The sequence below is a fragment of the Chitinophaga sp. 05T412 genome (assembly GCF_056396465.1).
This window is the reverse complement of record NZ_JBFTLN010000025.1, coordinates 1-26,976: the sequence shown is the minus strand read 5'-3', so window position 1 is coordinate 26,976 and position 26,976 is coordinate 1. Positions and strand designations below refer to the sequence as shown.

The window sequence follows — 26,976 nt, the reverse complement described above, 5'->3', positions numbered from 1 at the left end:
ATGAATATCCCTTTCCCCTACCTTAAAGTAGTTTTAAGTTTATCCATCGCTACGCTTATTTCCTGCAACGAAGGACATAAAAGCCAACAAGTACAAGCTAGCACTGATACAACTTTGCCGGCAGCTGCGGCAAAAGCTACCGAACCAGGGCCTTTAGCAGCTATCAGGCGGATTGATAGTTTGATAGCGGCAATTGATCAGCAGGAATACAGTAAAAGTAAAGCCTTTTTAGAACCCATAGAAGAGCAGGATACGGTATGGACTACACTCTATTATTCAAACAAACTGGCACGTAAGTTAGAGTATACTTTGTTGGGTGATGCTGGTACGGATGAAGGTGTTGGGCATCTTTATTTCCTGCCGGATTCAACGGTGATTTCAAAAGCTGAAATCGGACTGGACTTATTGTTCGAGGTGCTTTCCGCCAATGGTGATTATTATGTTTTTTTTAAGAGAGCGGCAGATGGAAGTTATAAGCCAGTCAACAAAGATGCGGATTTAGATACTCAATTCGCTACTAAATTGAGAAGAAGGATATTTGATTTAATGCAGCCATACCCTGATTACAATTTGGGGGTAAGCGATCAACTAATCGGAAAGGGGCTTATTCTTACTGCCTTGGGGAAATTAAGTGTGTATGAACAAAAGGATACTGCTTCCCGGGAGTTAAGCCAATTAAACAGAGGTGATAAGGTGGAATACTTGCAATCCAGCAGGAAAACCGGTAGCTGGAACGGTAAACGCTGGGTATGGTACCAAATTAAGTGGAAAGAAAAGGTGGGTTGGGTAATTGGTTATCCGGGGTTTTTATTAGAGGAAACAGATGAATTTCAAGTAGATTAAGGATGAAGAGATTGCTTATCATATGCTTCATACTAGTCAGCGCCATGTTTTGTGTGTGCAATAGTAGTGGTGAAAGAGACAGTACGCAGGGAGTAGTAGATACAATGATAAAGTCACAGCAGCCATCAAGGGATACTTTACCAACTGTAAACCGCGTAGTTGTAAGTACTACTGAAAACGATAACATGAACTTTGAAGAAGACTCCAATTATGGTATTGGAGATGATGATGCCTTTACTGCAGAAGATTTCAAAGTATATCGGATAAAAAATGACAGCACATCCCCGGCTTTACGGGGAATGAATGATTATAGTTTGACTACCGCAGTAACAGGTAGTTTTAGCGGACGAGACACCATTATACTGGTTATCTGGTTCCCGGGCCTGGTAAATTCCGAAAGAAAAGATCCGCTGATATCTGTAAGTGGGTTAAGTATCTTCAATGGAAACAGGCACAGTTACCAGTTGTGGAAAGAATCAGGAGGTATAAGGAAAATGTCGTTAGCTATCAACCAGCAGGTGTTGGATACGGGCATTATTTTGCAAAATACCTACAAGCACCAGTACCTGGATTTTTCGTATAAGACCCTTTATAATTTCAGTGGGCATAGAGATACGATTAAAATAATAGTAGAAGATATTTATCCGGAGAAGGATAATGAGTATAGTATCAGTGAGATAAAGCTGGATGCGATAAGGTACTATTAAGCCTTTATATTTTTTATGAGGCATAGATGAAGAAGCCAGTATTTTGGCTAACCCGGGACCATGCCCGCCAACCAGTCCGCCGCTGCAATTGCCTGACAAAAGAATGATAAGAAGACGCCGGATAAGGGTTCTCCAGCCTGATATTGTCTAAAAGACATAAATATTTTTTGCCTAAAAGTTGCAACTATTATTTTTACGCGTATTTTTAACGCTTATTAACCGATTGACCATAAATACCCTTGGTAAGTATGGTTGTCGAAATCAACGCAGCACCGTCATTTATGCAAGAATTCCAGTTAGAAGACCACCCTCACCAGCGGTTAAACATATTAACGGGTGAATGGGTATTAGTATCGCCACATCGTACCAAAAGGCCATGGAATGGCAAAGTAGAGAAAGTAAATAAGGAGCCCTTGCCTGCCTACGATGCCGGCTGTTATCTCTGTCCCGGCAACGACCGGATGGGTGGCGACCAGAATCCGGATTACACCGAGCCCTTTGCCTTTACCAATGATTTTGGCGCCCTGATGGCAGACACGCCTGCTGGCGTAGAACAGGTAGATCAGCTGCTGCATGCACGTGGCGTAAAAGGGATTTGCCGCGTGGTTTGCTTTTCTCCCCGGCACGACCTGACCCTACCTCTGCTGGACGTAGCAGATATCCGAAAGGTGATTGGATTATGGGAAGATGAATTCCGCCAGTTATCCGCAGATCCGGCTATTAAGTATGTGCAGATTTTTGAAAACAAAGGGGACATCATGGGGTGCAGTAACCCTCATCCACACAGTCAGATCTGGGCAACCAGCGATTTGCCGGCAGAACTGATTAAAGAAACATCTCACCAGAAAAAATACTATGAGGCTACCAGTAAAAGCTTACTCCAAAGCTATATTGCGCAGGAGTTAGAGAAGCAGGAACGTGTGCTGGTAGAAAATGAGCATTTTGTAGCACTGGTGCCTTTCTGGGCAGTATGGCCTTTTGAAACCATGATTGTCAGCAAACGTCATGTACCGGATATGACGCATTTTACAGAAGATGAAAAACAGGCATTAGCGTCGATTCTGAAAATACTGGCTACTAAGTACGATAATCTTTTTGAAACGTCCTTCCCTTACTCCGCGGGTATGCACCAGGCGCCTGTGAATAGCGGTGAACATCCGGAGTGGCATTGGCATATGCACTTCTATCCGCCATTATTACGCTCTGCGTCTGTGAAGAAATTCATGGTAGGATATGAGTTGCTGGCCAGTCCACAGCGTGATATTACGCCGGAATGGGCCGCTAAGAAATTACAATCCCTCTCCGATGTACATTACACTTTGCTGGAAACGGTAAATGCAGGATAATAATAAAAGGCTGACGATTTCGTCAGCCTTTTATTATTATTTATTCATGAAACACCGGCATAGCAGGGAAGTACCAGCCGTTGTACGTCAATGTTTTTTTCAGGGTAGTAGTGGTGGCATCGTAAATCAATACACGGTTGATGTTACCGGTCATTGATCCGTTGAGGGTGGTGGCTACCAGTTCATTGGTTTCTTTGTTATAAGCAGCGCCTGCACCATAGAAATACTGGCCGGTAGGCAGCGTGATAAATGGTGTAGTTAAAGAGGCTGCATTGCCAATTACATAACGATACAATTGGGTACCGCCGGCAAAGCCGTTGTTACGCACAATGTAAATAGCACTTTCCTGCGTAGAAGCGCTGATGCCTGCATGACGCCATGCACCCCATGGAGACGGTACGGTGAAGCCCAGTTTTACCGCTGTGCGGGTGAGTGTAGCGGGATCAATACGCACCAGGGAATCTGCTGTGGTAGCATATACTGCCCCATCTTTACCAGCCGCAAAGCCAAGGTTAGCGGCGCCGAATTTTTTTACTACCGCGTAAGTGCTGCTGTTCAGTGCTACGATACCATCTGTTTGAGATAATACAAAAATGTAGCTGCCGAGTTTCAGCATATCGCCGGTATAGCCGGATACGCCACTGATTTTAGTACCTACTGCCAGGGATGGTAACGTAATAGGATATACGCCATCGGCAGCGCTCAGCAAGCCATGGGTAGCGTCTACGCCGAGGAAGGCATGTCCATCGTTAGCAGGGAGGGTACTGATGCGACCTGTTTCCACCATGCTGCCACCATCGGTAACTACCAGCGGGCCGCCTGCTTTTACCACGATGTATAACTTGTTGTTGAAGAAGGTAGCAAATTGCAGTGTGTTGGAGGCGCCGCCTAATGCGCCCGTAGGGTTTTCCAGTTGATATACATTCTGTACCAAACTATCACCACTATACGAATAAAAATGAAGGTCGCCGGTGCCATGCCCAAACCAGCCTTCGTTGGCAATAAAGAACCCATTAGCATACTTGCCGGTGATCAATGAGGCGGTAACACCGGTTTTAGTGTTGACGTCTAACTTTTGTAATGAGGACGATGTTAATGCGTCTTCTTTTTTACAGGAAGCGATCAATAGGGTAAACGCTACAAATAAGCAGGACAATAACTGTTTTTTCATATAATACTTGTTTTGATTGATGACATACCTTTCCCTGTCCGGATGGTTGGTCCGGAAAAAAACAACAAATCAAAAGGCCGATGTTAGTACATCTGCATAAGGCGCCCTGGGGTAAATAATACTTTACACAATAGAATATATGCCGTTAGGCTTACATCCCTGGCCTTTCACCCGAAAGCGCTGAATGATTGTTTACAGCTGGCAGGTCTTCTGGCTCTCCTGCTTTTCCGGTAACCTTCCCATCTGCAGTTGGCAGACAGTGGTTTGGAGTATCCGGAAAAAACGATTCATTCGAAAATGAATGCAGGATCACAGCTACGGGGATAGCTCCGGTATTTCACCGGATTCCCTTTTAATCCCGCCAATGGCGGGAACCAATTGTGGATGCAAACGTACGGGAAATGGAGCATAAAGCAAAAAGCATAAAGCAAAAAGCTATTGTCGCGCATGATCATTGCGTATATTATTAACGCTTTAATCACTCGCAACAATAGCTTTTTGCTTTTTGCTTTCAGCTTTCGGCTAAGCCTTCATTTGCCATGATTTTGTTCTCGTAAAAGCGCGTATTCCCTGATGCGACAACGTTGCACCAAACCCCGAATGTTTTCTGCCCGCCCAGGGTAACCCGGCAGTAACGCGGTCGCAGCAGTTCCAATAACCAGTGCCACTATTTACCTGCGACAGAATTTCTTCTGCTCTCGCCTGGCTGTTGGAATATACAGATGCGGTCAGGCCATAATCCGTTTCATTCATAAAGTGTATGGCATCTTCATCTGACTGTACTTTCATAATACCGATAATGGGCCCAAAGCTTTCCTCCTGCATCACTTTCATTTTGTTGTGCACATGTACCAGCACGGTGGGCTCAAAGAAGTTGCCATCATGATCAATGCGTTTTCCTCCCAGCAATAAGGTAGCGCCTCTGATCAGCGCATCTTTTACCTGTGCTTCCAGTACCTCCAGTTGTTCCGGCCGGGTTAAGGCGCCAAAGTATACGCCTTCATCAGTAGGAAGACCCAGTTTCCACGAGCGCACAGCTTTTACAAATTCAGCCACGTATTCATCGTATACTTTTTCGTGTACGTATATCCGTTCTACGGCGCAGCAGCTTTGTCCGTTATTATAGAAGGCGCCATCGGCGGTAGCTGCAGCTACTGCGGCGATGTCGGTGATATCATCTGTTACATAGAGCGGGTCTTTACCTCCCAGTTCCATTTGGCAGGGCACCATTTTCTGCGCTACTTTTTCATAGATGGATTTCCCGGTTTTATAGGAGCCGGTAAAGAAGTAGCCATCAAAGCGAAGGCCCAGCAGTTGTTCGCCGGCATACTTGCCACCGATGCCTACTTTAAAAGCATTTTCATCCACGCCGGCTCTTACCAGCAAGGTTTCTATTTGTAAAGCAGTGAGGGTGGCATATTCAGATGGCTTGTACAGCACGCTGTTGCCGGCCAGTAGCGCCGGAATAAACACGTTGACGCCTACCAGATACGGGTAGTTCCAGGCAGAAATATTACAGATCACGCCGAGCGGTTCGTACGTTACTTTCTCTTTCAGTGTATCCGTATTCGTTACCCATTCGTCTGCCAGGTATTTTTCAGCATTGTCAACCATCCATTGGATGCGGGTTCTGGCGCCATTGATTTCATTGCGCGACTGCTGGAGTGGTTTTCCCGTTTCGGAGGTGAGAACGGCGGCTAGTTTCTCGATATTTTTTTCCAGCAGGTCACTGAATTTACGGATGATTTTTATACGCTCGGGTAAAGGTGTTTTTATCCATTGAATTTGTCCCATGCGGACCTGTGTATATTTGTTCATCAGAGAATCGTCCGTATCGTCACGCAGGGTTTTAATGGTTGCTCCTGTAGCCGGATTAATGATTTTCATGGTTAATGGTTTCTTACTGCTTGAATAAATTGTGCTTTGATTTTCTGTGAAAGCGGGTTCGTTTCTTTGTTGGGCATTCTTTCGGGATGCCATTGTACACAAAGCATAAAAGCTTTGTCGGTTTTATCTTCAAACTCGATGCCTTCAATAATATTATCTGCCGAAGTAGCGCTGATCATCAGGTTGCGGCCCAGGTGACCGGGATGAATAGCCTGATGATGGGCACTGTTTACCTGTCCGCTGGTGACACCGGTAATGCTGTGTAGCAGCGTGTTTTCGCGGATGGTAACGTCGTGTATTTTATCTTCGGTACCTTTTTTATGGATGCTGTTGGCGGCTTCGCCGATGTCTTCATATACTTTTCCGCCTTCCAGGATATTGATATATTGTAACCCTCTGCAGATGCCGAGCACAGGAATGTGCTGCTGCTGCGAGTATTCATAGATCTGTTTTTCAAACGCATCTCTTTCCGGTGAAAAGTGCGCCGGCTGATGCGGATAAGGAGTGGTGCCGCCATAATAGGAAGGCAATACGTCTATACCGCCTGTCAGTACAAAACCATCGCAACCGGGAATGTCCTGTATGTTATGATCGATATAAGAAAGGATGACCAGCTCCAGGTCTTCACCCAGTTCTGCTGGCGTGAACCAGCGTTGATAATTAGGGGCGCTGGCTTCCGTTAAACTGATCCCTATTTTTTTCTTCATAGCTACAACGCGTTTAAGTATAATTGTTTGAAGTCTTCCCGACTCACCGGTTTAGGGTTGTTGGGATGTGCGAAGTCGGCCAGTGCCAGATCTGCGAGGGTATCTATATGTGTCTCTTTCACGCCTATTTCGCGGAGGTGATGCGGAATGTTCACCTGGCTGTTGAGATCAAAGAGATACTGCACTACCGCTTCGCCGGTTTCTTCTTTCAGTTCCAGGGTTCTGGCAATGCGACGGAATTTGTCTTCAAATCCGGCGATGTTAAATTGCATGCCGTAAGGAATATTCACCGCATTGGCGAGTCCGTGATGCGTATCCAGCAAGGAGGACAGCGGATGCGCCAGGGAGTGTACCACACCAAGGCCTTTCTGAAAAGCGATGGCGCCCATCATGGAAGCCATCAGCATATTGCTTCTGCTTTCCAGGTCCGGTTGATTGGTAGCTTTTACCAATGATTTATTAATGAGATAGATACCTTCTAAGGCAATGCCATCGCACAGGGGATGTGGATTCTTTGCCAGGAATGCTTCCATGTTATGGGTAAGCGCGTCCATGCCGGTGGCGGCGGTAATAAAGGGCGGTAACTCCATGGTGAGCATGGGGTCTGCGAATACAATTTTCGCCATGAGTTTAGGCGAGAACAATATTTTTTTCTGATGGGTGTCGTCGTCAGCAATGATAGCGCTCCTGCCCACTTCACTGCCGGTGCCGGCGGTGGTAGGAACGGTAATGAAATGAGGAACGTCGTTGGTAACGTAGATGTCGCCGCCAATGAGGTCATCGTATTTAAAGAGGTCTTCCCGGTGGTGGATGCGAAGTACAATAGCGCGGGCCACGTCTATGGCGGCGCCGCCGCCGATGCCGATGATGCAGTCGCGCTGCGTGGCATCCCATTGCTCGGTGCCTTTATATACATCGCTTTTTACCGGGTTTTTGTGGATATCGCTGAATACTTCCACCGACAGCTGATGAGCGTGCAGGTCGGCCACAATGCCTTTGAAAAAAGAGAGGCTGGCCACGGTGGGGTCAGTAACGATCAGGGGGCGTTTAAGGCCGTTTTTCTGCAGGTATGCAGGTAATTCTTTGATCACGTCTGCACCGAAACGGATGGTGGTTGGAAAGTTGTACTGAAATGCCATATGCTGCTGCTTAGATGATTTCGAAATATCTTTTAAGTTCCCAGTCGGTGACTGCTTTAGCGTATTGTTTCCATTCCCATTCTCTTGTTAAGGTAAAATGTTCTACGAAATCAGCGCCAAATAATTCTTTCGCCAGGGCAGAGCCCTTCATTTGCTGTGTGGCGATATGAAGGTTCTGAGGTAATACACCATTACTGGTATCTTTGTACCCATTGCCGATGGTCGCTTCTTTCTCCAGTGACAATTTATTTTTCACGCCATACAGTCCTGCCGCGAGGCAGGCGGCTAATGCGAGATAAGGGTTGGTATCTGATCCTACTACCCGGGTTTCAAGACGGGTTGCTTTGGGGTTGCCCGGTAATGCCCGCAGGGCCACAGTTCTGTTATCAATGCCCCAGGTGAGTGTAGTAGGCGCCCAGGCACCTTCTACCAGTCGTTTGTAGCTGTTGATGGTAGGCGCTATCATCGGGAGTATCTGCGGGAGGCAGTGTAGTTGTCCTGCGATATAGCTTTTCATCAGCGTACTCATTTTGCGCGGATCTTTCTCATCGTAAAATAAGTTGTGTTGATTATCGGCATCCCATAAGCTTTGGTGTACGTGACCGCTGCATCCGGGGAGATTTTCATTGATTTTGGCCATAAAAGTGGCCAGTATACCATGTTTGTAGGCAATTTCTTTGACGGCGGTTTTGAATAATACGGCCTGGTCGGCGGCGGGCAGTATATTGGCGTACTTAATGGCTGCTTCATATACGCCGGGACCGGTTTCCGTATGTAGTCCTTCTACCGGAATATCAAATTTTACCAGTTGTTCAAACAAGCTGCTCATGTACTCATTTTTCAGCGCGCTGCGTAAAATGGAGTAGCCAAACATGCCGGGTGTCATGGGTGTTAGCTCCCGGAATTGCTTCTGATGGGCGGTATCCGGTGTTTCCGCAAAGTTGAACCACTCAAATTCCTGGGAGAAGTAGGGAATAAAACCATGTTGGGTGGCATCGGCCAGTACTTTACGAAGTAGCTGCCGGGGACAGGTGTAGGCAGCGGTATTATCTTCCGTGACAAAGTCGCCCAGGAAAAAAGGAACGTCATTTTCCCAGGGAATTTTCCGGAAGGTGCTGAGATCTATTTTCACCTGTGCATCGGGATAGCCGGTGTGCCAGCCGGTATACTTCACATTGTCATATACCACATCGCTCATATCCCAGCCAAAGGTCACGTCGCAGAATCCCAGTCTGCTTTCCACTACGGAGGCGAATTTTTCGGCAGCAATATATTTTCCTCTCAACACTCCGTCGATATCGGTGACGGCTATCTTCACTTTCCCGGATGGGTGCTGCTTTACGTAGGCTAATATATCTGATGTAGTCATGTATGGGCAGGTTTAAATATTTTATACAACAAAAAAGCGATGATTAAAATAGAGAAGTAAATACCTCCCAGTAAGGGATTGAAGAAGAACATGGCGATAATGGAGATGGTGGCGATGATCAGTGAAATCAACGGGAAAGCCGGGTAGAAGGCCACTTTGAACGGACGAGGTAAATCCGGTTCCCGTTTTCTCAAAATGATAATAGACACCATGGAGATGATATAAAGGGTGAGTGCACCAAAAACAGATACAATAATAATTTCTGCAGTTTTACCAGATAGCAGTGCCAGAATACCTATCACCATATTACCGATGAGCGCATTGGCAGGTGTATGAAAACGAGGCGATATTTTGCCCAGCATAGCGGGCAAATTATGCACGCGACCCATTTCGAAGGTAGAGCGTCCGGCGGCGAGAATAAGGCCGTGGAAGGAGGCGATTAACCCGAATAAACCCACGGTGATCAGCAGGTGATACATCAGGTGGTMACTACCGGTAATTTTAGCGAGGGCTAAGGGCAGGGGAGAATCGGACGTATCTCCGCTGATGCCGTTTTTGTATACAATGGCTTCCCAGCCGGCAATGCCAGTGGCGGCCACAAAAACAAGTACACATAAAATAGCCAGTGTGAGAATGGCCCATCCAAATCCTTTGCTGATGTCGCGCTGGGGATTTTTAGTTTCTTCAGCTACGTTGGCAATGCCTTCAATGCCCAGAAAAAACCAGATGGCAAAAGGGATCGCGGCAAAGGCGCCGCCCCAGCCATTCGGCAAGGCATTATGCGTGAGATTGGCCGTGTGGAATTTAGGCAGTGATATGCCAGAGAACAGCAACAGTTCTCCCACGGCCAGAATAGTGACTATCACTTCAAAAGAAGCCGCTGCTTTTACACCATACACATTCAGGGCGGTAAACACAAAATAGATGGCAATAGCGCTGGTTAAAATAGGTACCTGCGGGAAAAAAGCGTTGAAGTAAGCGCCGATAGCAAAGGCGATGGCAGGAGGCGCCAGGATAAATTCCACCACCTGGGCAATACCGGCAATAAAGCCGAGATCTTTTCCCATGGCCCTGTTGGCATAGTCAAATACACCACCGGCTTTGGGGATAGCGCAGGCCAGTTCTGCATAACTAAAAGTAAAGGTAACGTACATAACCATGATCACAAGTGTGGCGAGGGCCATTCCCCCGGTGCCACCTTTTTCAAGTCCAAGATTCCAACCGAAGTACATACCGGAAATAACGTATCCTACTCCAAGCCCCCACAGCATAAAGGGGGTCAGTGTTTTCTTTAAGCCCTTGTTTTCTGTCATTAGAAAGATCTTGATGGTGTGTACCGTAATATAACATAAAATAAAATATTTTTATAGTAAGTATTTTGGAGAAGAATAATAAGAAGAGAAGCAGATTTTCAGAACAATATTATACATGACAACATGAAACTGATCGCGAATGGCCGTATATGGATTGAAACAGCAGAGGGCCCTTTTTTAGGGTACGGCAGAATTGAATTGCTTGAGAAGATCAGCGAATTAGGATCGTTGCGGAAAGCCGCTACTGCTATGAAAATATCCTATCGCCAGGCCTGGGATTTTGTAGACCAGATGAATAAGCGTACGGGTCAGCCGTTGGTGATCATGGAGCGAGGGGGAAAGAATGGAGGCGGCGCTTCCCTTACGCAGGAAGGGAAACAGGCCATAGCGCTGTTCCATCAGCTAAATAATGCATTTCAGGATTTTTTACACAACGCTATGACCGGATTGAATAATCCTTTGTAAGCTATTATTCTTTGGCAAATCGTACAGTCATGGTCGTTACTTCCCATATCCAGCGGGCCGGTTTCTTTTCACCTGGCACCACTATACGAAAAGGACCCTTCCCCGCAGGCAGCGGTTGTCCATCGGCCTGATCGGCCAGGATGATCACCCGATCAGTGAAGGTGCTGTCCAGCTCGGGTAAAGAAAACAATACTTCGTATCCATCGCCCGATTTAATCAGCAGGTACTTCGACATATTTTCCCCTCTCAGCTGAGGCCCCAGGGTAACACCGGCCTGCTGCAGCAGTTGATATACCGGCACGCCGGTGTATTGGCGTGCTTTCCCATCGCGATCCGTGGCGGATACGGTGATGTGCTTCATCGCAGTGATATCAGGTACAGTGAGCGTCAGCGGATGCGTCACTTCTCCGTTGATGGTAATGGACTGCGCCCAGGCAAAGGAGGAAAGCAGCAGGGTAGCGGTGAGTAAGGAGAGGCGTTTATATAGCATATCGTTTAATTAAAAGGATTGGCAAATTGTGGATTGGTGATAAAAGCGGAATCGGTGAGCAGGTGCAGAAAAGCGATGATGTCTTTCTTTTCCTGCGGACGGAGTTGCAGGGAGGTACCACCTGTTACATTCGACATATTGCGAAGCAGAGGACTCAGCGAAGCGCTGCTAACAATATGTTCACTATAATGATCCAATACCTGTTCCAATGTTTGAAAGCGGCCATCGTGCATGTAGGGCGCGGTTAACGCGATGTTACGAAGCGTAGGCACCCGAAACCTGCCTCTGTCGGCCGCGAGGCCGGTGAGCTTTTCTCTGCCGGCATCTGTGGGCATGCTATCCAAGCCGTTGTTGTGAAACAGCTCCAGAAATAATTTTGGTCCACCATGACAATGCCCGCAGTTCGCGCCACGGATCTGTTTCGCCGGTTCCGGTGCGGTGAAAAATAATTGCATGCCATGTAACGCGGCGGCATCCGGTTGAAATTTCCCTTCCAGGTAGCGATCATAGGGTGCGCTGGCAGAAATAAGTGTTCTTTCGAATTGTGAGAGGGCTTTCACGATGGCGTCGCCGGTAATGCTGTCCGTACCAAAGGCGGCGTTGAAAAGCGCACTATAGCCCTTCTTATGGCGTAGCTTTTCAGCAGTGATGGTGAGCGATTGTCCCATTTCATGTGGAGCGGTGAGGGGCGTGACGGCTTGTGCTTCCAGGCTGCCCGCTCGTCCATCCCAAAAGAAATGCCTCACCCACAGAAGGTTGGCCAATGACATGGCGCTTCGATCGGTGGGGGTGCTGTCAATTCCTGTGCTGAAAGCTTTACCGTCCGTAAAGGCCAGTCGTTGCTGATGACAGCTACCACAGGATATTTTGTTGTTGGCAGACAGGGCTGTTTCGTAAAACAAACGCCTTCCCAAATCAACGCCTTGCCGGGTGAGCGGATTGTCAGCCGGCACATTAGTTCTGTTACCAAAATAAGCGGGGTATTCCAGGGGATATGGTTCGGCGATAAAAGCCATCCTGCTGCCTATGAAAGGCAGGGCAACCAGTACCAGTAAAATGAGTAACCACCGCGTATGCATCTCCCTAAAAATAGCTATAATTAAAAAGCACTTTGGCAAAATAATTCCGCCCCTGTTCCGGGTACCCTTCTGTGAGCATATAGTTTTTATCAAAAATGTTATTCACGCCGCCCTGTAATTGCAACCAGGGCATAATTTTCACCTGTGCACTGGCGTGTAACAGGAAGAAGCCGGGAACCGTAGTACCGTAGCTGGTGCTGTATCTGCCGGCATTGTACTCTCCATTCACGAGAACGCCTACACGGGAAATATGATATTGCAGCCAGCCAATAGCTTTATGTTCGGGAACATCGGTGAAATGAATATTGGGGTTGTCGAGGTTTTTGCGTTTGATAAACGTATAGTTCCAACCGGTAGTGAAATGAGACGATACCTCCCAGGTAATGGCCGCTTCTGCACCGTAGTAAGCCGCTTTCCCCTTGTTTTGGGACTGCGACAACCACTGGCGTTTCAGCGTATCGTATTGCACATTGCTGACATTTTGAATGACGTTCTGAATGTGGCTGTAGAAAATGGAGCCATCCAGACTTACTTTTTTAATGCGTGTATCGGTATACTGCAAAGCCATATTCAACGTGTTCTCGGGTTGCAGGTCCGGATTAGGAATCGCGGTACCCAGCTTATAGGAGTAACGGTCTTTGATGGTAGCAAACCGGGTCATCCGGTCGGCAGAAAACTGCAGGATACGCCCGCTGAGGAACGTGTATAGTAATTTCAGCTGTGCATTAACGGCATGGCTGTTGCTGGCCGGAAAGTCAGTGATTGCCTTGGTTTGACTGCTATAATTCTGTGCCTCCAGGCTTTGGCGATAGTTGAAAGAGGCGCCTCCCTGTAAAGTCCAGTGCGGATCAAAGGTGTGTTGATCCGTAACACCCACAGAAAAATTATTATCTGCTACCCGTCTTTCCGGTTCGCCTTCATTATGCTCCCGATGTACATCCTGTTTGAAATGTAAGGCTGCCTTCAGTTGGTTGGCGGTGGATAAAGCCTGTCCATATTCCATGTTACCGCCAAACGTATAGTCGTTGTAGTGACTGCTGAATGCGTAAGGTCTCTTTTGTGTGCTGTAAGTGGCGTCGTCGTAGCTGTTCAGCAGGTTCACAAAGCGATCATAAAACAGCCTTGTTTTCAAACTGCTTTTTGTTGTCAGCTGGCTATTGGAGAGGAAATAAATGCTTTCTTTATTCCATTTGGGCCACTGCCAGTAGCGGGGACTTTTGTACAACGAATTCAGTGTATCCGTGCCCGTATATACCGGCGATCCTTTGCTACCTTCCTGATGGACATATCCAATGGCGAGTTCATGTTTGCTGTTAGGTGTGAAACCCAGTTTGAATCCATACCGCCAATCGTTGTTATAGGAGTTTTCCCTTTTGCCTGCCGGTGCTGTTTTAGTAGGGGTAAAGTCGTGCGACAGGCTATAGTAATCGCGCTGGTAGCGGGATACATCGCCCTGTATATAAAATTTCTTTAGCCGGCTGCCTATATTGAGGGCCGCTTCACTGCCTCCGCTGAGCCATCCGGCGGAAGCATTTACTTCCAGGGCATGGGTAGGTTTTGAGGAGATGAGATTGATAACGCCCCCCATGGTGTTAGGGCCGTATAACACGGAGGCTCCTCCTTTTTCTACTACTATTTTGGAGAGATTAAAAGTGGTAAACCGCGCCAGATCTACATAGCCATCATAGGGCACATATACCGGCACACCGTCAATKAACACCGGTGTTTGTCGCAGGTCGAAGCCCCGGAGATAAATCATGGATTCGTTGCGGGGGCCTACGTTCGACTGACTGATACCTGGTAGTAAGTTCAGTGCATTGGCCACCTGGAGCCGGTGAAACTGTTTGATTTGCTCCATGGTAATGGTGCCGGCAGAATCCGGGCGGCTGCCATGGGCCACTACTTCACCAAGAGAAAATACCCTGCTGCTGTCTTGTTGTAACTGGGCGGAGAGCCGTGTCATACTGCCGATGAGGAATACGGCCATCATAAATATCCTTTGCATGTACCTGGTTTGCGTTATTCCTATTTTTGAATAACGGTGAAAAAATGCTTACCGCTGCTGCAAAACAAAAACACGGAACCAAAAAAGGGAAGCTGGAAAAAATGAGGTGTTAGGGTGTATGATAAACCGGGTACAATGATAATACTAAAAAAATAAAAAAAGGAGTTTTGGGGGAGATGTATAAAAAAAGGTGCTGATCATTTGCTTCAACAAAGACCAGCACCTGCCAAACTTTATGCTGCCACCGGCTTTTCAAACCGGAGGGCCTGTAAGCGGTCGTATTCTTTTACATAATCGGGATTTTCTGTGCCCATCATGCGGTCCCAGAAGCGGAAATACAGTCCATAATTCCCCCTGAACTTTTTATGATGCAAGTTATGATGGGTAGACGTATTGATCACTTCAAACAACCATGAATGCCGGAAGTTTTTCGGCATAATTTCATAGCCCAGATGTCCATATACGTTGATGATAAACCCACTGATGGTAAACAATAAAATAGACAGTGGATGTAACGGCATCACAAATGCGATCACAATCAGCACACCGCCTTCTACCACCGCTTCAGCCACATGAAAGCTGTAAGACGTCCAGGGCGAAGGATTGGTGCTTTCGTGGTGTACCACATGCGTTAGCTTGAACAAGCTTTTATGGTGCATGAACCGGTGCATCCAGTAAAAGTAGGTATCATGTACCACCAGGCTCAAGGCCACACTCACACCTACATACCATATCGGGAAGTCAGAGAGGTTGGTATAAATCTGTGTATACTGCCGGATAGGCGTAAACAACAGCACCATGGTAATACCTGTAAATACCAGCGTGCTTTGCATGGAATACCATATTTCGCGAAGGAAATCTTTTTTGGAAGCAAGCCGTTGCTGGATCTTGAAACGGTTCCAGCGTTTAGGCATCAACAGGTAAAATAATGCAAAGGGAATACCTGCCAGCAAAAAATACCGCAAGGCAGAGAGCAGGAAAATTCTACCTGCCGCCGTTACTATCGGATCCATAAACCAATCATTTTAGGCTCCAAAAATAACGTAGCGTCCCGGCAGAAGTGGTTAACAAAGGATAACTTCCAATCTTAACAAAGGTTAATTTCAGCCCTTTCCTTTGGTGTGCAACCGTTTCCGGATGCGACTCAGCGAAACAGGCGTGATGCCCAGCATAGAGGCAATATACTTATCGGGCACCCGGTTCACGAGGTCAAAGCGCCCTGTGACGAGGTTTAGGTAGCGTTCTTCCGGAGATAACGTCACAAAGGATTCCATCATCTGCAGCGACTCCGATAACATGCGCATCAGGAAGAAATTCCGTAGCGGTTCATATTCCGGATGAGTTTTTAATACTGATTCCAGCACGTCATAGTCCATTTCCAGCAGGGTAACCGGTTCCAGCGCGCGGTAGATAAACCGGGACGGCTGCCGGTGTATGATAGAATCGTGAGAGGCGATGAACTGCTCTTCCCAACGGAGAAACAACGTAGCTTCGTCGCCGTTAGCCTTGATAATATACGCCCGCATAATTCCCTGCTCAATGTAAGCAAGGCGGCGTGCGGTTTCTCCTTCACGGATATATACTTCGTTGGCCTCCAGCTTCACCATCCTGGTCATGGAAAACAGGGGCGCCGTATCGGCAGGTAATACACCGGCCAGTTCAAATAATAGTTGTTGTAAGGTAGTTTTTGATGTACTCATATCAGTTTACGGCCACAATCAGCAATCGCTAATGTAAGTTTAATTCCCCGAAACTGCCGCAGGACATGTTACTGTAGGGTTATTTATGGGACAGATGGGAAATTGTATTCGCATATTCCGGGAATTGATGCTTAAATTACAGCACTATTAAACCGATGCTTAGATGAAACTTGGAAAAATAATCCCCGCGTCTATCACCATCTTTGGTGCTAAAGGGGACCTGACAAAAAGAAAACTGATCCCGGCACTTTATAATTTGTATACCGACAAGCACCTGCCGCCGGTGTTTAACATCTACTGCGTAGACTTTCTGCCGGAAGATGAAGCAGCCTTCAAACTGGATTTGCTGGCGGGTATCAACGAATTTAGCCGGAACGGGAAGGCCGATGAAAAAGAATGGGAAGGATTCGCTAAAAACATCACCTACCTGCAGGGCGACTTCCTCAAAGCGGAAACCTACACCGGGCTGAAAGCCAGGATGGATGCTTTTGAGAAGAAACAGAAAAAGGACAGTAGCCGCGTATTTTATTTCGCCGTAGCACCCCGCTTCATTGAAATCATTGCAGAAGGCCTATATAAGCACAGCCTTTGCTGTCGCGAAGACCTGGATCGCATTGTAGTGGAAAAGCCTTTTGGTACCGATCTGGATACCGCTAAGAAGCTCAACCGCTTTTTAGGGAAACGTTTCGCAGAAAAGCAGATCTATCGTATTGACCACTACCTGGGCAAGGAAGCGGTACAAAATATCATGGCATTCCGTTTTGCCAACTACGTATTCGAGCCATTATGGAATAAAAAATATATTGATCACATACAGATCAGTGTAGCAGAAGAAGTGGGCGTGGGCAAACGTGGCGGCTATTATGACGGCGCCGGCGCCTTGCGCGACATGATACAAAATCACCTCCTGCAGCTGCTTTGTATTATAGCAATGGATGCGCCTAAGTTCTATAAATCGGAACTGATCCGCGATGCCAAGGTGAAAGTATTAAAGGCTATCCGCCCCTACACGCCGGCACAGGTGCTGAAGAACGTGATCCGCGGACAATATACCGCCGGCAACGTACACGGTGGCCCACGGGTAGCTTACCGCAAAGAAGACCATGTGGCGCCTGCCTCCAACACAGAAACCTTCGTAGCAGCCAAGTTGTTTATTGATAACGACAGATGGAAAGGCGTGCCTTTCTTTTTACGCACCGGTAAATCCATGCCGGTACAGTCGTCCGTGATTGTGGTACAATTTAAAGATTCGCCTAACAAAATTTTCAAAGATGACCTGACGCCTAACCGCCTGATCATTAGCATACAGCCGGAACTGGAAATCAGCTTATTGTTTGAAAGTAAAGTACCCGGTTTGAAAATGAGGCTGAAGCCCGTAGAAATGGACTTTACCTACCAGGAATCCTACACGGAAACTATTCCGGAAGCCTATGAAGCATTACTGCTGGATGTGCTGGATGGCAACCCTACGCTGTTTATGCGTGCGGACCAGGTAGAAGCTGCCTGGAAAGTGGTGATGCCAATAGTAGATACCTGGAAGAAGTATCCCGCCAAGGAGCTGCATTTATACAAAGCAGGCACCTGGGGACCTACCGCTGCCACTGCTTTATTAAAGCCATATGCAAAGGATTGGTTCCGGTTATCGGCCAGAGAAGAAAGTATAAAGTAAACGTATAAACGAAAAAAGCGCCGTTTCTCCTGAGAGAAACGGCGCTTTTTTATGCCTGTAAAATTATGGCGTGTAAGTAACACTGCTACCATACAGGATATTAGATACCCCGGAGAAGTAAGTATGTTTATCGGTACTGGTAAGGTTATACCATAAGTACACGCCATAGCCATTATTCTTTGTTTGTGTAGCCAGGGAGTTGGCGGTGCTTTGACTGGTACTTTGTATATCCACGGCTGCAGGAGCTAAGTTGCTCTTCGGCAATCCTGCTACATTAGGCACGGAATAGGAGCCATAGATGGCATTCCAGCTATAGTTAACGAAGTCGCCCACTTTTTTGCCACCCCAGGATAAGCGGGAAGCGGCGGGTCCGTAGTAATAGAAGGAGATGATTTTGGAGGGCATTAATTTCCGCAATTCATCTACCAGCATTACGAAGGAGCTGTCGTTAGGTTGCGTGGTGCCGTTGTTACCATATTCTGCGTATTCATCATCGAAGTCAATACCATCTAATCCATAATACGCTACAGTATCGCTGCATTGCTTCGCGAAGGCATGGGCGGCGGTTCTGCTGGTGAAGTTGCAGATACCGGCGCCCTGGTGGTTGCCGAGTATGGACAACAGTACCTTCATGCCTTTGTTTTGAAGTGGTACAATCTGTGTGGCCTTATTCACCAGCACATTGGATACGTTGGGGTTGTTAGATAACACTGCCTGATGGGTGGTAGTATTGTAGTTGATATTCGCCGCGAAAATAATGGCGATATCAAACAGTTGTTGTCCGCCGGTGGTGAGCGTGTATTTGCCGGTATTGAGTAAACTGTTGCTGTTTACTTCTACATAGCAAACCGACATGCCTCCGGTTTTGGCGACGGTTTTAGCGGTGATGGGTGTTACGGCAGCATTGTTGGCCGTAATGGGCTGCAGGCCTTTTTCATTTTCTTTTTTACAGGCGGCTGCAAAGAGTAGGGTAATAGCAGCGGCGGCGCCGGCGGCTGTCAGCCGCGGGAAATGGAGTTTTTTCATAACAACATTTTAGTGGTTTAAATAATCCGGGTTCAGTTTTGGTTGTGGGCTTCCTGACTAATGGGCCTAACGACAGATATGCTGGTGATGATACCGGGCTAACGTTGAATATGATAGATACCCGGTGGCGACTGATGGGCCCACCACCGGGTAACAGGTAATGTGTTTATTTTCTTTTATCCCACCAAAGCGGGGTAGCGCCGGTGTCGTCGCCGCCCAGCAGTTTTATGCCATTGGCCACAGCAGGACCACTGGTACTGTATTCATCCTGTGGGTAAGGTAATCTTCTGATTTGGAGGGAAGAAGAAATTACGCCACCGCTGTTGTTATGTATTACCTGGAATAATTTGGGATAGCCGGTACGACGGAATTCAGACCAGGCTTCCTGTCCTTCGGGGAATATGGCCAACCATTTCTGGGTAATGATACGCTCGAGTTTAATATCATCTGATGCTGCATCATTCCATTTGATGGTGATCTTAGAAGGATTAGTGATGGTATCTTTGGCCTTTGGATCAATAGAAGGATCGGGGACGCTGGTATTATCATTCAGATAGCCCGCCGGGTCAACTTTCCATTGTGCCATAGAGGTATTCACGCCTTGTTCATATAATTGCTGCACAGTTCCGCCGGCGTTGGTCCAGCCAAGCATGGCTGCTTCTGCGCGGAGGAAATATACTTCTGCAGCAGTCATTAACTGCACTGATGTTTTTAGGTTAAAAGATGGCGAAGTACCATCGTTGGTATTTAAAGAGGAATAACCGGAATGTGCATCTTTAGTATCAGCCCCTGTGATACTGCCACTGCGAATGCCAACATATCGTGCGGAGAATGCAGGATCAGTAGATTTGTCCATATACTTGCTGATACGTGGATCTTTAAATCCGGTGAGGAAGCATTGTAAGGTGGCACAAATACGGGTATCCGCCCAGTTTTGGGCGATAAATACAAGCGGGTTGGTAAAATCGCCAGTTACTTTTACCGTCATGTTATCTACATTATCGGTGAGTAAGCCGCCATTAGCGGGATCGAGGGCTTTTTCGCCTTCAGATTTTGCCATGGCCAGATCTGCTTTCTGAATGCGGATGGCGAGGCGTAAACGAAGAGAGTTGGCAAATTTCAGCCATTGGGTAAAGTTACCTGTATATACTGCATCGAAGTCACCAAAATTAAAAGGTAAAGGAGTACCGTTGCTGATTTGTGTACGTAAGGTTTTGGCAGCAGAATCCAGTTCCAGGAAGAAACGCTTGTAGATATCCTGTTGGCTGTCGTATGGAACACCACCAGGTGTTACCTCACCAGCATGGCTATACGGAATAGGGCCATAGATATCCGTTACACGGCTCATGCCGGTTACCTGCACAATTTGTGCTACTGCCCATATGGCCGGATAGGTCTTTTCAATCCCGGTTCTTCTGAGTTTGGTAATGGGATACATGACGCTCAGATAACCTGCTTTATAGGCTTCACCGTTCCAGCCGCTTACCAGGCCGTAGTTCATATTGGTGTTTCCACCAAATGGATTAGGTGACATGAAATAACCGGAAAAGCAATCCGCATTGAGGTTCTGCTGTACCTGGAATGAATTGGGATCGCCTCCACCGGAAAAGTTGTAAATCGCCATCTGGGCCGATTTAAGGTAGGCCCCTAATGCGATGAAGTCTGCGCTCAACTGTTCGTCTGTTACGCCGTTATTGTTGGTATTATATCTTTCGAAATTCTTGGTACATGCACTTAGGCCAGTCATGAGCACGGCTACTGCTATCCATAGACGAGAGGTGTAGCCTTGCAGTTTATATTGAAGTTTCATCGTTGTCAGTTTTTGCGTGAATGATTTAGAAAGAAGCATTTAATGTAAGGCCATAGCTACGGGTAGCTGGTAACATAAATACATCTACGCCTCCCAGTCCATTTGCCGTAGACATGGTTTGTTCAGGATCAAATGGTGCTTTCTTGGTGAAATAAAGCAGGTTCCGGCCCGTCAGCGACAACTTCAATGTTTTCACAAAAGTGTTAGTAATCGGGAAGGTGTAGCCCAGGGCTGCTTCTCTCAATCTTACGGTGGTAGCACTGTACAGATAAGCAGCGGAAACGCCCTCTCTGCCAGCTACTACAGAGTACCACTTGGCAGCATCAACCATACTAACAGGTTTATTATCTACTACGCTGACACCGTTAACAGGAACACCGCCGGCATCACGGGCATCTCCCGTAGCTTTAGATACACCATATTGGTCCATCATAGCCTGGGTAACTGACATTACATTACCACCAAATTTGCCATCGATCAGGAAGGCGAGTGTGAAGTTTTTATATACAAAGTTGTTGTTCCATCCGAGCTGCCATTTGGTATTGGAATTACCCAGATATACCATGGCACCTGCATCTTGTTTCATAGGTTTACCATCTTTATCAATTTTCACTCTGTCTTGATCATCTGTTTGTAATACCCGGCCGTAGATATCACCAAAGGAGCCACCTACTTTAAACTGAGATGCATAGTTGGCGCCGGAKGCACCGCTCAGGGTAAAGATGTCTGCCAGTGGCGACAACTCTATAATTTTATTTTTGTTGGTAGCGAAGTTCAAACCAGTATTCCATTGCAATTTGGTATGGCGTAATACATCATATCGGATAACTGCTTCCACACCCTGGTTCTGGATGTTACCTGCATTAATAAAATAGGTGTCATAGAAAGTGGCTTTGGCAGCTATGATTTGCATGGTTTGGTTAGTGGTGTTGGTTTTGTAGTAGGTGAGATCTACGCCCAGCCTGCTGTCAAAGAAACGCCACTCCGTACCGAATTCCAGTGATCTTGTTTTTTCTGGTTTAAGCTTGTCGAAAGGCGCAGCTGTAGCTGGCAGCGGGTTGCCACTGGTCCCCAGCAAGTTGTCGGCAGCATGGCTCTGATAGCTTAATGGAGAGTTACCAACAATAGCATAGGAGCCACGAACTTTGGCATAGCTTATTTGCTCCGGCATCTGCACCAGCTGATTCAACATTACGTTTAACCCCACGGAAGGATAGAAATAAGACAGTTGCGATGTGAATGCCAGGTTGGAAGCCCAGTCGTTACGGGCAGTGACATCCAGATACAACCAGTCTTTGTAGGCAATGTTAGCGCTCGCAAATACAGACTGCCATTGTCCATGATTTTCCAGTTGGTTACTGGAGTTACGGCCATTGACCGTTTTAATATTCTGGATAGTGAATACGTTTGGTATCATCAAACCATCTTGTCCCGAATTAAGATATACGCCGGTGGTCTTTATATCCCGGATACTTCCTCCAACAACACCTGTAATTTTAAAGTCATGAACAGGAATATTGAAGTTGGCGATCAGATCGCCGTATTGTTGTGTAGTGGTACTGTTGTTGTAATTATATAATCCACGTGCAGGCGCTACCGCTTTTTGCGAACCTGCATAGATTTTCTGTTCGTATACATCTGCAATGCGGTCGATGCTTCCTCTTGCCTGGATGTTTAAACACGAGAACAAATCGTATTTCAGACTTGCATTGGCTAATATCCTGTTGCGGGTAAGGCTGTTAATATTACGGTTGGTGATCCACCACGGATTTTGTTGTACGTCTTCATCGAAAGCCCAGTTTTGTACTGGCAGGAAGTTCCTGGCAGGATCTGGTTTTTCAAACTGATCTTTAAAAGGACTAAGGTCACGGCCACGGGGGAACAGGTATAAGCCTGTCAGTGGATTGAAGTACAAACCAGAAAGTGGTGTGTTATCAATCTGCTGGGTCATATAATTGACGTCTGCAGAGGCAGTCAGTTTATCATTCAGAAAATGACCAGTTTCTTTGAAGTCAAGGTTATGGCGACCTAGTTTATTACCAGGGGTTATGCCTCTGGCGGAGGTGTTGGCATAAGAGAAGTAAGTTTGCATTTTCTCTGAGCCGCCCGACAGGCTGATAGCATTGGTAAGATTAGTACCAGTCTGGAAAAAGGAAGAAAGATTGTTGGTCGCGCCATTGATTTTATCCCCCCAGCTTTGTGGCGACCCTTCTTTGGTTGGGCCATAACTATTCTGGAATTTAGGCAGATAAGCCGCCTGCATTACATTGAAGCCGGATGAGAAATTCACCACAGTGCGACCAGCTTTTCCACTTTTAGTAGTCACAATCACCACGCCATTAGCGCCCTGGCTGCCATACAATGCAGCAGCAGAAGCACCTTTCAGTACAGAAATGCTTTCGATATCTTCCGGATTCATGTTAGAGATAGGATCGCCGCCATCATAAGAGGTGCTACCACCGTATACGCTGGTGGGTTGATTGGTCAGGTTATTGTTCATCGGAACCCCGTCAATTACATACAACGCCTGGTTGCTTTGTAAGCCGGATTTGGCGCCACGAAGCACCACCTTGGCTGAACCTCCAACACCGGACGCACTCGGAGAAATAGTCAAACCTGCCACTTTACCATTGAGTGAGTTGATCAGGTTAGGATCTTTCGCTTTGGTCAGTTCCAAACCATCCAGTTGCTGGGTAGCATAGGTGATAGATTTATCTGCTCTTTTAATACCCAATGCAGTTACTACTACCTGACTCAGTTGGCTGTCCTGTATAGCCAGACTTACATTGATATTGTTATCCGTACCTACGGTAATTTGTTTGGTTTCATAGCCAATGAAGCTGATGAGCAATACATCACCGGGATTGGCGGAGATATTGAAAGCACCTTCCACATTGGTCACAGTACCTTTGTTGGTACCTTTTATCTGGATAGATACGCCAACCAGCGGCTGTCCTTTGGAATCCGTTACTTTACCCTGAATAGGCGCGGCTGCAGGAGCTGCTGCTGCGGCCGATTTTGGGCTGATCACAATTGTTTTGTCTATAATGTTATAGTTAAACAATTTGTTGTTCAGACAGGCGTTCAGCACTTCCGTCAGGGAAGCCTGATTCATGTTCAGGTTGACCGGGGGAGCTTTCTCCAGTAATTTTTCATCATAGATGAATTCGTAACCTGTTTGCCGGCTAATGCTGTTAAACACATCATAAAGCGGGAGCCGCTTTCCTTTGATGGTAACAGACTGAGAATAGGTTTTGGCGCTCAGCTGAAGGGTGAATACTAGTGTCAGTATTGCAGTTAATCGCATAATTAACAGTAATTTTCTATGCACAGTCGTTCCTTTACAGGGGACTTTGCAAGTACCAGGTAGTTCCATACTTTTGTGTTGTTGGCTTAATAATTCAATTTCTAACGTGATGCTGGGAGTTGGGTTGCCTTCTATAGCCGGGAGCATTGCAGTGCTTCCGGTTTTTTTACAACCAGTAGTGGAATTGGACTACGTCTTCATAACTTTCAATGTTTTAAAATGATGAATTCATAAGTGGACAAAATAGCTGCTATTCAGGATCGTATGGCTTTACCATGATCCGGTTGTCTTTAATCTCAAAGTGAACGCGTTTGGTTGTTGATAAAATGCTTAATAAAGAGGATGCATTCTCCCTCCGGGAAATGATCCCTGTTAATCGAATATCTGAAAGGTCGCCCTGGTAGACTACCTCAATATTATACCATCTGGCCAGCTGCCGCATAATGGTTTCTATGCTGGTATTGCGGAACCGGAATTTGCCTTCTTTCCAGGCCAGCGCCTGTTCCATATCTGCTTTCTCAATCACAAAATCTTTATCGCCCACGGATAAGCTACCGCCATAGCCGGGTTTCAGCAGGCTTTTGTTGTTGCCATATACGAGTTGTACCGCACCATTTTCCAGGGTGGTAGTGATGGTTTTTTCGTCGGGATAGGCCATCACATTGAAACTGGTACCCAGTACATTAATAGCCACGTCGGGTGCGCCTTTTACTTTCACCCGGAAAGGCTGCTGGGCATTGGCGGCCACCTGGAAGTATCCTTCTCCCGTAATCTCCACAGTTCTTTCTTTCCCTGTAAAAGCAGTAGGGAAGCGGATGCTGCTGGCAGCATTCAGCCATACCCGGCTACCGTCGGCCAGGGTGAGCTGATATTGGCCTCCACGGGGTGTTACCACTGTATTGTACACTACCTCTGCTGCTTTGCCTGCGGCTTCGTAGGCGAGGCCTTCCTGTGTATTCAGCACACGGGTGTTACCTTGTTGTGCCAACGCGCCCAGGTTGGCGCTATCCAGTGGAATTTCCCTTCCATCTGCCAGCACCAGCTTAGCTTTATTGCTACCTGGCGCCAGAGGAGCTGGCGTAGTGGCAGCTATTGCAGGGGAATGCGAAGGCCGTTTTAACCCATAATAGGCGCCGGCAAAAGTGATGAGGCCTGCGATGGCTGCTGCTGCTGCATAAGGCAATAAGTGAAAGCGACGGGGAGCTTTTACTGGTATGTCGGATTGCAGAATCTGTTGCAGGATCGCTGCTTCATCTTCGTGTTGCCAGCCACCGTCGCGTACAGGTCCATATAAGGTCATCAGGATATCTGCTTTGATTTCCGGCTCATAATCGTCGGTAGCTACCAATGCTTTTAAGCGCTGTAGCTCTTCCTGGCTGATTTGGCCATGTTTATATTTTTCAAGCAGTAACTGTACTTCCGAAATGGACATATACAAAGTTTGGAAAGGGTGATGCAGGTAAAGACGAGCGACAAATAAAAAAGGAGTATCCTCCGGGAAAATTTTTTTTTGGGAGGAGGCGGGATTACTTGAACAAGGTAAGAATGACAATCAGGAAAGGGAGCATATCGTTGTGGATACGGGCTTTTACAAAGGCCCGCACGGCATGCATGGCCAGGCTCATTTGTTTTTTTACGGTATGTACGGAGATATTGAGCTGGAGGGATATTTCTTCGTTGCTCCAGCCTTGTTTACGGGCTAGATATACTTTTTTACGTTCCGGTGGCAGGCCGGCAATGGCTTTATCAAGAATAGCATCGTACTCCCGTTGCAGTAAGAGGTGATCTGTATCGTTCTGAGAAGCAGGTTGATTTTTGCCAAGCAGGTCGTAGACTTTCCCTCGTACCAGCTGCTTTTTAAAGCCATCATAAATATGATTGCGGGTGAGTATAAAGAGGTAGTCTTTGAAATTCTTTACCTGGTGCATGTCGGCTTTTTTCAGCCATATCTTCATAAATACTTCCTGTACAATTTCCCTGGCCAGTCCATTGTCTTTCAGGTAAACCATGGCTACATCAAACACCTGTTGACTATAATGCCGGAAAAGAATGGTGTAGGCTTCCCCGTCGCCTGTGGCGACTTTCTGTAGCAGTTCACGCTCATCTGTTAAGGAGAAGTTTGACAACATTGGCGGTTTAGAGGCCCTGACAAAATCAATAAACAGAGTAAATTTAGTGGACCGGAAATTAATAATAAAATAATTTATCGCGATGGTTAACCCCGGGGGCAGGTTTTTAAAATTAAAGAAATTATTATGTAATTTCAGCGTATGCCAGACCTTTATCCCGGAATACAATGGGTGGTGCAGCGGAATCTGACAAATAAAACAGACCTTGAAAATTTACAACGGGCATGTGAAATAACCGGTGTACGCTGCCTGCTGATAGAGATGATTCCTTTTGCTGTTACCTTACCCGATTTTGATAATACCCGCCGGAGTATTTTTTACGGTTCCACTACGCTTTGTGCACTGGTGGTGGAAAATAAGCAGTTGCAGGCAGGTTTATTTTTTGACCCGGCATTGTTTTCCATCGGTAATTATTTAAGCAGATGGGGAAAATATATGCTAAACTATGGTGCAGAGGTGACCACGTTTGCTGCGTTGATGAGCAGTGCTGCTGCGCCGGAGACGTTGTTTTTTATTCGCCCGGATGATGACAGTAAATCCTTTGCCGGAGAAACCAAATCATTTGGCGACATTAAAGCCTGGTATGATCAGTTGAAGATGGTAGAGAATACCAATTTGTCGCTTCATTCTCCCATTGTGGTATCTACACCTTATAACATTCAATATGAATGGCGGTTATGGATCGTAAACGGAAAAGTAATTGCAGCGTCAAAATACCGGACTTATTTTAAGCTGACGCCTGCAGCCGGATGCCCGCCGGAAGTTGTTGCTTTTGCCGAAAGCCGTTGTGAAGAATATATGCCACAGGCAGTAT

The 26,976-nt window shown here is 46.7% G+C and carries 22 protein-coding genes and 1 riboswitch; of the genes, 6 read left to right on the top strand and 16 right to left on the bottom strand.

Features of this window, described 5'->3' with window-relative positions; all coding sequences use genetic code 11:
- The 3 genes from AC1DFM_RS33710 to AC1DFM_RS33700 all read left to right on the top strand — a co-directional run bounded on the left by AC1DFM_RS33710 (window position 1) and on the right by AC1DFM_RS33700 (window position 2,896).
- Entirely contained in the window at window positions 1-843 is an 843-nt protein-coding gene (locus AC1DFM_RS33710) for an SH3 domain-containing protein (protein WP_477081191.1), read from the top strand.
- Window positions 844-845: 2 nt separating this feature from the next.
- Window positions 846-1,550, top strand: coding sequence for a hypothetical protein (locus AC1DFM_RS33705; protein WP_477081190.1), 705 nt, complete (start codon window positions 846-848; stop codon window positions 1,548-1,550).
- A gap of 248 nt (window positions 1,551-1,798) precedes the next feature.
- A complete protein-coding gene (locus tag AC1DFM_RS33700) occupies window positions 1,799-2,896 on the top strand; it encodes a UDP-glucose--hexose-1-phosphate uridylyltransferase (protein ID WP_477081189.1) in 1,098 nt (365 codons plus the stop codon).
- Between the two features lie 40 nt (window positions 2,897-2,936).
- Here AC1DFM_RS33700 and AC1DFM_RS33695 read toward each other — a convergent pair whose 3' ends face one another.
- The 6 genes from AC1DFM_RS33695 to eat all read right to left on the bottom strand — a co-directional run bounded on the left by AC1DFM_RS33695 (window position 2,937) and on the right by eat (window position 10,482).
- Window positions 2,937-4,067 (bottom strand): DUF5074 domain-containing protein, encoded by a 1,131-nt coding sequence (locus AC1DFM_RS33695; protein WP_477081188.1) that lies wholly within the window; start codon window positions 4,065-4,067, stop codon window positions 2,937-2,939.
- A 183-nt stretch (window positions 4,068-4,250) separates the two neighbouring features.
- Window positions 4,251-4,461: riboswitch (cobalamin riboswitch) on the bottom strand.
- Window positions 4,462-4,589: 128 nt separating this feature from the next.
- Entirely contained in the window at window positions 4,590-5,954 is a 1,365-nt protein-coding gene (locus AC1DFM_RS33690; protein WP_477081187.1) for an aldehyde dehydrogenase family protein, read from the bottom strand.
- A 2-nt stretch (window positions 5,955-5,956) separates the two neighbouring features.
- Window positions 5,957-6,661, bottom strand: coding sequence for a gamma-glutamyl-gamma-aminobutyrate hydrolase family protein (locus AC1DFM_RS33685; protein ID WP_477081186.1), 705 nt, complete (start codon window positions 6,659-6,661; stop codon window positions 5,957-5,959).
- Window positions 6,662-6,663: 2 nt separating this feature from the next.
- Window positions 6,664-7,800 (bottom strand): iron-containing alcohol dehydrogenase, encoded by a 1,137-nt coding sequence (locus AC1DFM_RS33680; RefSeq protein WP_477081185.1) that lies wholly within the window; start codon window positions 7,798-7,800, stop codon window positions 6,664-6,666.
- 10 nt (window positions 7,801-7,810) lie between these two features.
- The gene (locus tag AC1DFM_RS33675; RefSeq protein WP_477081184.1) at window positions 7,811-9,169 is read right to left on the bottom strand and encodes a glutamine synthetase family protein; all 1,359 of its coding nucleotides are present in this window, start codon (window positions 9,167-9,169) and stop codon (window positions 7,811-7,813) included.
- Window positions 9,166-10,482 carry an ethanolamine permease gene (eat, locus tag AC1DFM_RS33670; protein ID WP_477081183.1) on the bottom strand — a complete coding sequence of 439 codons (1,317 nt, stop codon included), beginning with the start codon at window positions 10,480-10,482 and terminating at the stop codon, window positions 9,166-9,168. Before eat ends, AC1DFM_RS33675 begins: the two co-directional genes overlap by 4 nt.
- Window positions 10,483-10,605: 123 nt before the next feature.
- Between eat and AC1DFM_RS33665 the strand changes: the two genes are divergently transcribed.
- Window positions 10,606-10,947, top strand: coding sequence for a winged helix-turn-helix domain-containing protein (locus tag AC1DFM_RS33665; protein ID WP_477081182.1), 342 nt, complete (start codon window positions 10,606-10,608; stop codon window positions 10,945-10,947).
- Between the two features lie 4 nt (window positions 10,948-10,951).
- On the opposite strand, the gene AC1DFM_RS33660 is transcribed toward AC1DFM_RS33665, so the two are convergent.
- The 5 genes from AC1DFM_RS33660 to AC1DFM_RS33640 all read right to left on the bottom strand — a co-directional run bounded on the left by AC1DFM_RS33660 (window position 10,952) and on the right by AC1DFM_RS33640 (window position 16,221).
- The gene (locus tag AC1DFM_RS33660) at window positions 10,952-11,437 is read right to left on the bottom strand and encodes a molybdopterin-dependent oxidoreductase (protein ID WP_477081181.1); all 486 of its coding nucleotides are present in this window, start codon (window positions 11,435-11,437) and stop codon (window positions 10,952-10,954) included.
- Window positions 11,438-11,442: 5 nt separating this feature from the next.
- The gene (locus AC1DFM_RS33655) at window positions 11,443-12,516 is read right to left on the bottom strand and encodes a cytochrome-c peroxidase (protein ID WP_477081180.1); all 1,074 of its coding nucleotides are present in this window, start codon (window positions 12,514-12,516) and stop codon (window positions 11,443-11,445) included.
- 4 nt (window positions 12,517-12,520) lie between these two features.
- The gene (locus AC1DFM_RS33650) at window positions 12,521-14,521 is read right to left on the bottom strand and encodes a TonB-dependent receptor plug domain-containing protein (protein WP_477081179.1); all 2,001 of its coding nucleotides are present in this window, start codon (window positions 14,519-14,521) and stop codon (window positions 12,521-12,523) included.
- Window positions 14,522-14,754: 233 nt separating this feature from the next.
- Window positions 14,755-15,534 (bottom strand): sterol desaturase family protein, encoded by a 780-nt coding sequence (locus AC1DFM_RS33645; RefSeq protein ID WP_477081178.1) that lies wholly within the window; start codon window positions 15,532-15,534, stop codon window positions 14,755-14,757.
- A 90-nt stretch (window positions 15,535-15,624) separates the two neighbouring features.
- A complete protein-coding gene (locus AC1DFM_RS33640; RefSeq protein WP_477081177.1) occupies window positions 15,625-16,221 on the bottom strand; it encodes a Crp/Fnr family transcriptional regulator in 597 nt (198 codons plus the stop codon).
- Window positions 16,222-16,384: 163 nt separating this feature from the next.
- Here AC1DFM_RS33640 and zwf point away from each other — a divergent pair, with 163 nt between their 5' ends.
- Window positions 16,385-17,890, top strand: coding sequence for a glucose-6-phosphate dehydrogenase (gene zwf, locus AC1DFM_RS33635; protein ID WP_477081176.1), 1,506 nt, complete (start codon window positions 16,385-16,387; stop codon window positions 17,888-17,890).
- 63 nt (window positions 17,891-17,953) lie between these two features.
- Here zwf and AC1DFM_RS33630 read toward each other — a convergent pair whose 3' ends face one another.
- The 5 genes from AC1DFM_RS33630 to AC1DFM_RS33610 all read right to left on the bottom strand — a co-directional run bounded on the left by AC1DFM_RS33630 (window position 17,954) and on the right by AC1DFM_RS33610 (window position 26,162).
- Complete coding sequence (locus tag AC1DFM_RS33630) at window positions 17,954-18,916, bottom strand: endo-beta-N-acetylglucosaminidase H (protein WP_477081175.1); 963 nt, start codon at window positions 18,914-18,916, stop codon at window positions 17,954-17,956.
- A gap of 166 nt (window positions 18,917-19,082) precedes the next feature.
- A complete protein-coding gene (locus tag AC1DFM_RS33625) occupies window positions 19,083-20,726 on the bottom strand; it encodes a SusD/RagB family nutrient-binding outer membrane lipoprotein (protein WP_477081174.1) in 1,644 nt (547 codons plus the stop codon).
- A gap of 25 nt (window positions 20,727-20,751) precedes the next feature.
- Window positions 20,752-24,033 carry a SusC/RagA family TonB-linked outer membrane protein gene (locus tag AC1DFM_RS33620; RefSeq protein ID WP_477081173.1) on the bottom strand — a complete coding sequence of 1,094 codons (3,282 nt, stop codon included), beginning with the start codon at window positions 24,031-24,033 and terminating at the stop codon, window positions 20,752-20,754.
- 250 nt (window positions 24,034-24,283) lie between these two features.
- Window positions 24,284-25,465 carry a FecR family protein gene (locus AC1DFM_RS33615; protein WP_477081172.1) on the bottom strand — a complete coding sequence of 394 codons (1,182 nt, stop codon included), beginning with the start codon at window positions 25,463-25,465 and terminating at the stop codon, window positions 24,284-24,286.
- A gap of 94 nt (window positions 25,466-25,559) precedes the next feature.
- A complete protein-coding gene (locus AC1DFM_RS33610; protein ID WP_477081171.1) occupies window positions 25,560-26,162 on the bottom strand; it encodes an RNA polymerase sigma factor in 603 nt (200 codons plus the stop codon).
- A 141-nt stretch (window positions 26,163-26,303) separates the two neighbouring features.
- On the opposite strand from AC1DFM_RS33610, the gene AC1DFM_RS33605 reads away from it, so the two are divergent.
- On the top strand, window positions 26,304-26,976 hold a 673-nt coding region (locus AC1DFM_RS33605), incomplete at its 3' end, for an ATP-grasp domain-containing protein (RefSeq protein ID WP_477081170.1).

Bases quoted from the DNA above. Each gene is read 5' to 3' on its own strand.
- AC1DFM_RS33645 (WP_477081178.1), bottom strand. From the start codon at position 15,534: ATGGATCCGATAGTAACGGCGGCAGGTAGAATTTTCCTGCTCTCTGCC.
- AC1DFM_RS33685 (WP_477081186.1), bottom strand. From the start codon at position 6,661: ATGAAGAAAAAAATAGGGATCAGTTTAACGGAAGCCAGCGCCCCTAAT.
- AC1DFM_RS33675 (WP_477081184.1), bottom strand. From the start codon at position 9,169: ATGACTACATCAGATATATTAGCCTACGTAAAGCAGCACCCATCCGGG.
- AC1DFM_RS33610 (WP_477081171.1), bottom strand. From the start codon at position 26,162: ATGTTGTCAAACTTCTCCTTAACAGATGAGCGTGAACTGCTACAGAAA.
- AC1DFM_RS33625 (WP_477081174.1), bottom strand. From the start codon at position 20,726: ATGAAACTTCAATATAAACTGCAAGGCTACACCTCTCGTCTATGGATA.
- AC1DFM_RS33630 (WP_477081175.1), bottom strand. From the start codon at position 18,916: ATGAAAAAACTCCATTTCCCGCGGCTGACAGCCGCCGGCGCCGCCGCT.
- AC1DFM_RS33660 (WP_477081181.1), bottom strand. From the start codon at position 11,437: ATGCTATATAAACGCCTCTCCTTACTCACCGCTACCCTGCTGCTTTCC.
- AC1DFM_RS33640 (WP_477081177.1), bottom strand. From the start codon at position 16,221: ATGAGTACATCAAAAACTACCTTACAACAACTATTATTTGAACTGGCC.
- zwf (WP_477081176.1), top strand. From the start codon at position 16,385: ATGAAACTTGGAAAAATAATCCCCGCGTCTATCACCATCTTTGGTGCT.
- AC1DFM_RS33615 (WP_477081172.1), bottom strand. From the start codon at position 25,465: ATGTCCATTTCGGAAGTACAGTTACTGCTTGAAAAATATAAACATGGC.
- AC1DFM_RS33700 (WP_477081189.1), top strand. From the start codon at position 1,799: ATGGTTGTCGAAATCAACGCAGCACCGTCATTTATGCAAGAATTCCAG.
- AC1DFM_RS33680 (WP_477081185.1), bottom strand. From the start codon at position 7,800: ATGGCATTTCAGTACAACTTTCCAACCACCATCCGTTTCGGTGCAGAC.
- AC1DFM_RS33655 (WP_477081180.1), bottom strand. From the start codon at position 12,516: ATGCATACGCGGTGGTTACTCATTTTACTGGTACTGGTTGCCCTGCCT.
- AC1DFM_RS33690 (WP_477081187.1), bottom strand. From the start codon at position 5,954: ATGAAAATCATTAATCCGGCTACAGGAGCAACCATTAAAACCCTGCGT.
- AC1DFM_RS33705 (WP_477081190.1), top strand. From the start codon at position 846: ATGAAGAGATTGCTTATCATATGCTTCATACTAGTCAGCGCCATGTTT.
- AC1DFM_RS33665 (WP_477081182.1), top strand. From the start codon at position 10,606: ATGAAACTGATCGCGAATGGCCGTATATGGATTGAAACAGCAGAGGGC.
- AC1DFM_RS33695 (WP_477081188.1), bottom strand. From the start codon at position 4,067: ATGAAAAAACAGTTATTGTCCTGCTTATTTGTAGCGTTTACCCTATTG.
- AC1DFM_RS33710 (WP_477081191.1), top strand. From the start codon at position 1: ATGAATATCCCTTTCCCCTACCTTAAAGTAGTTTTAAGTTTATCCATC.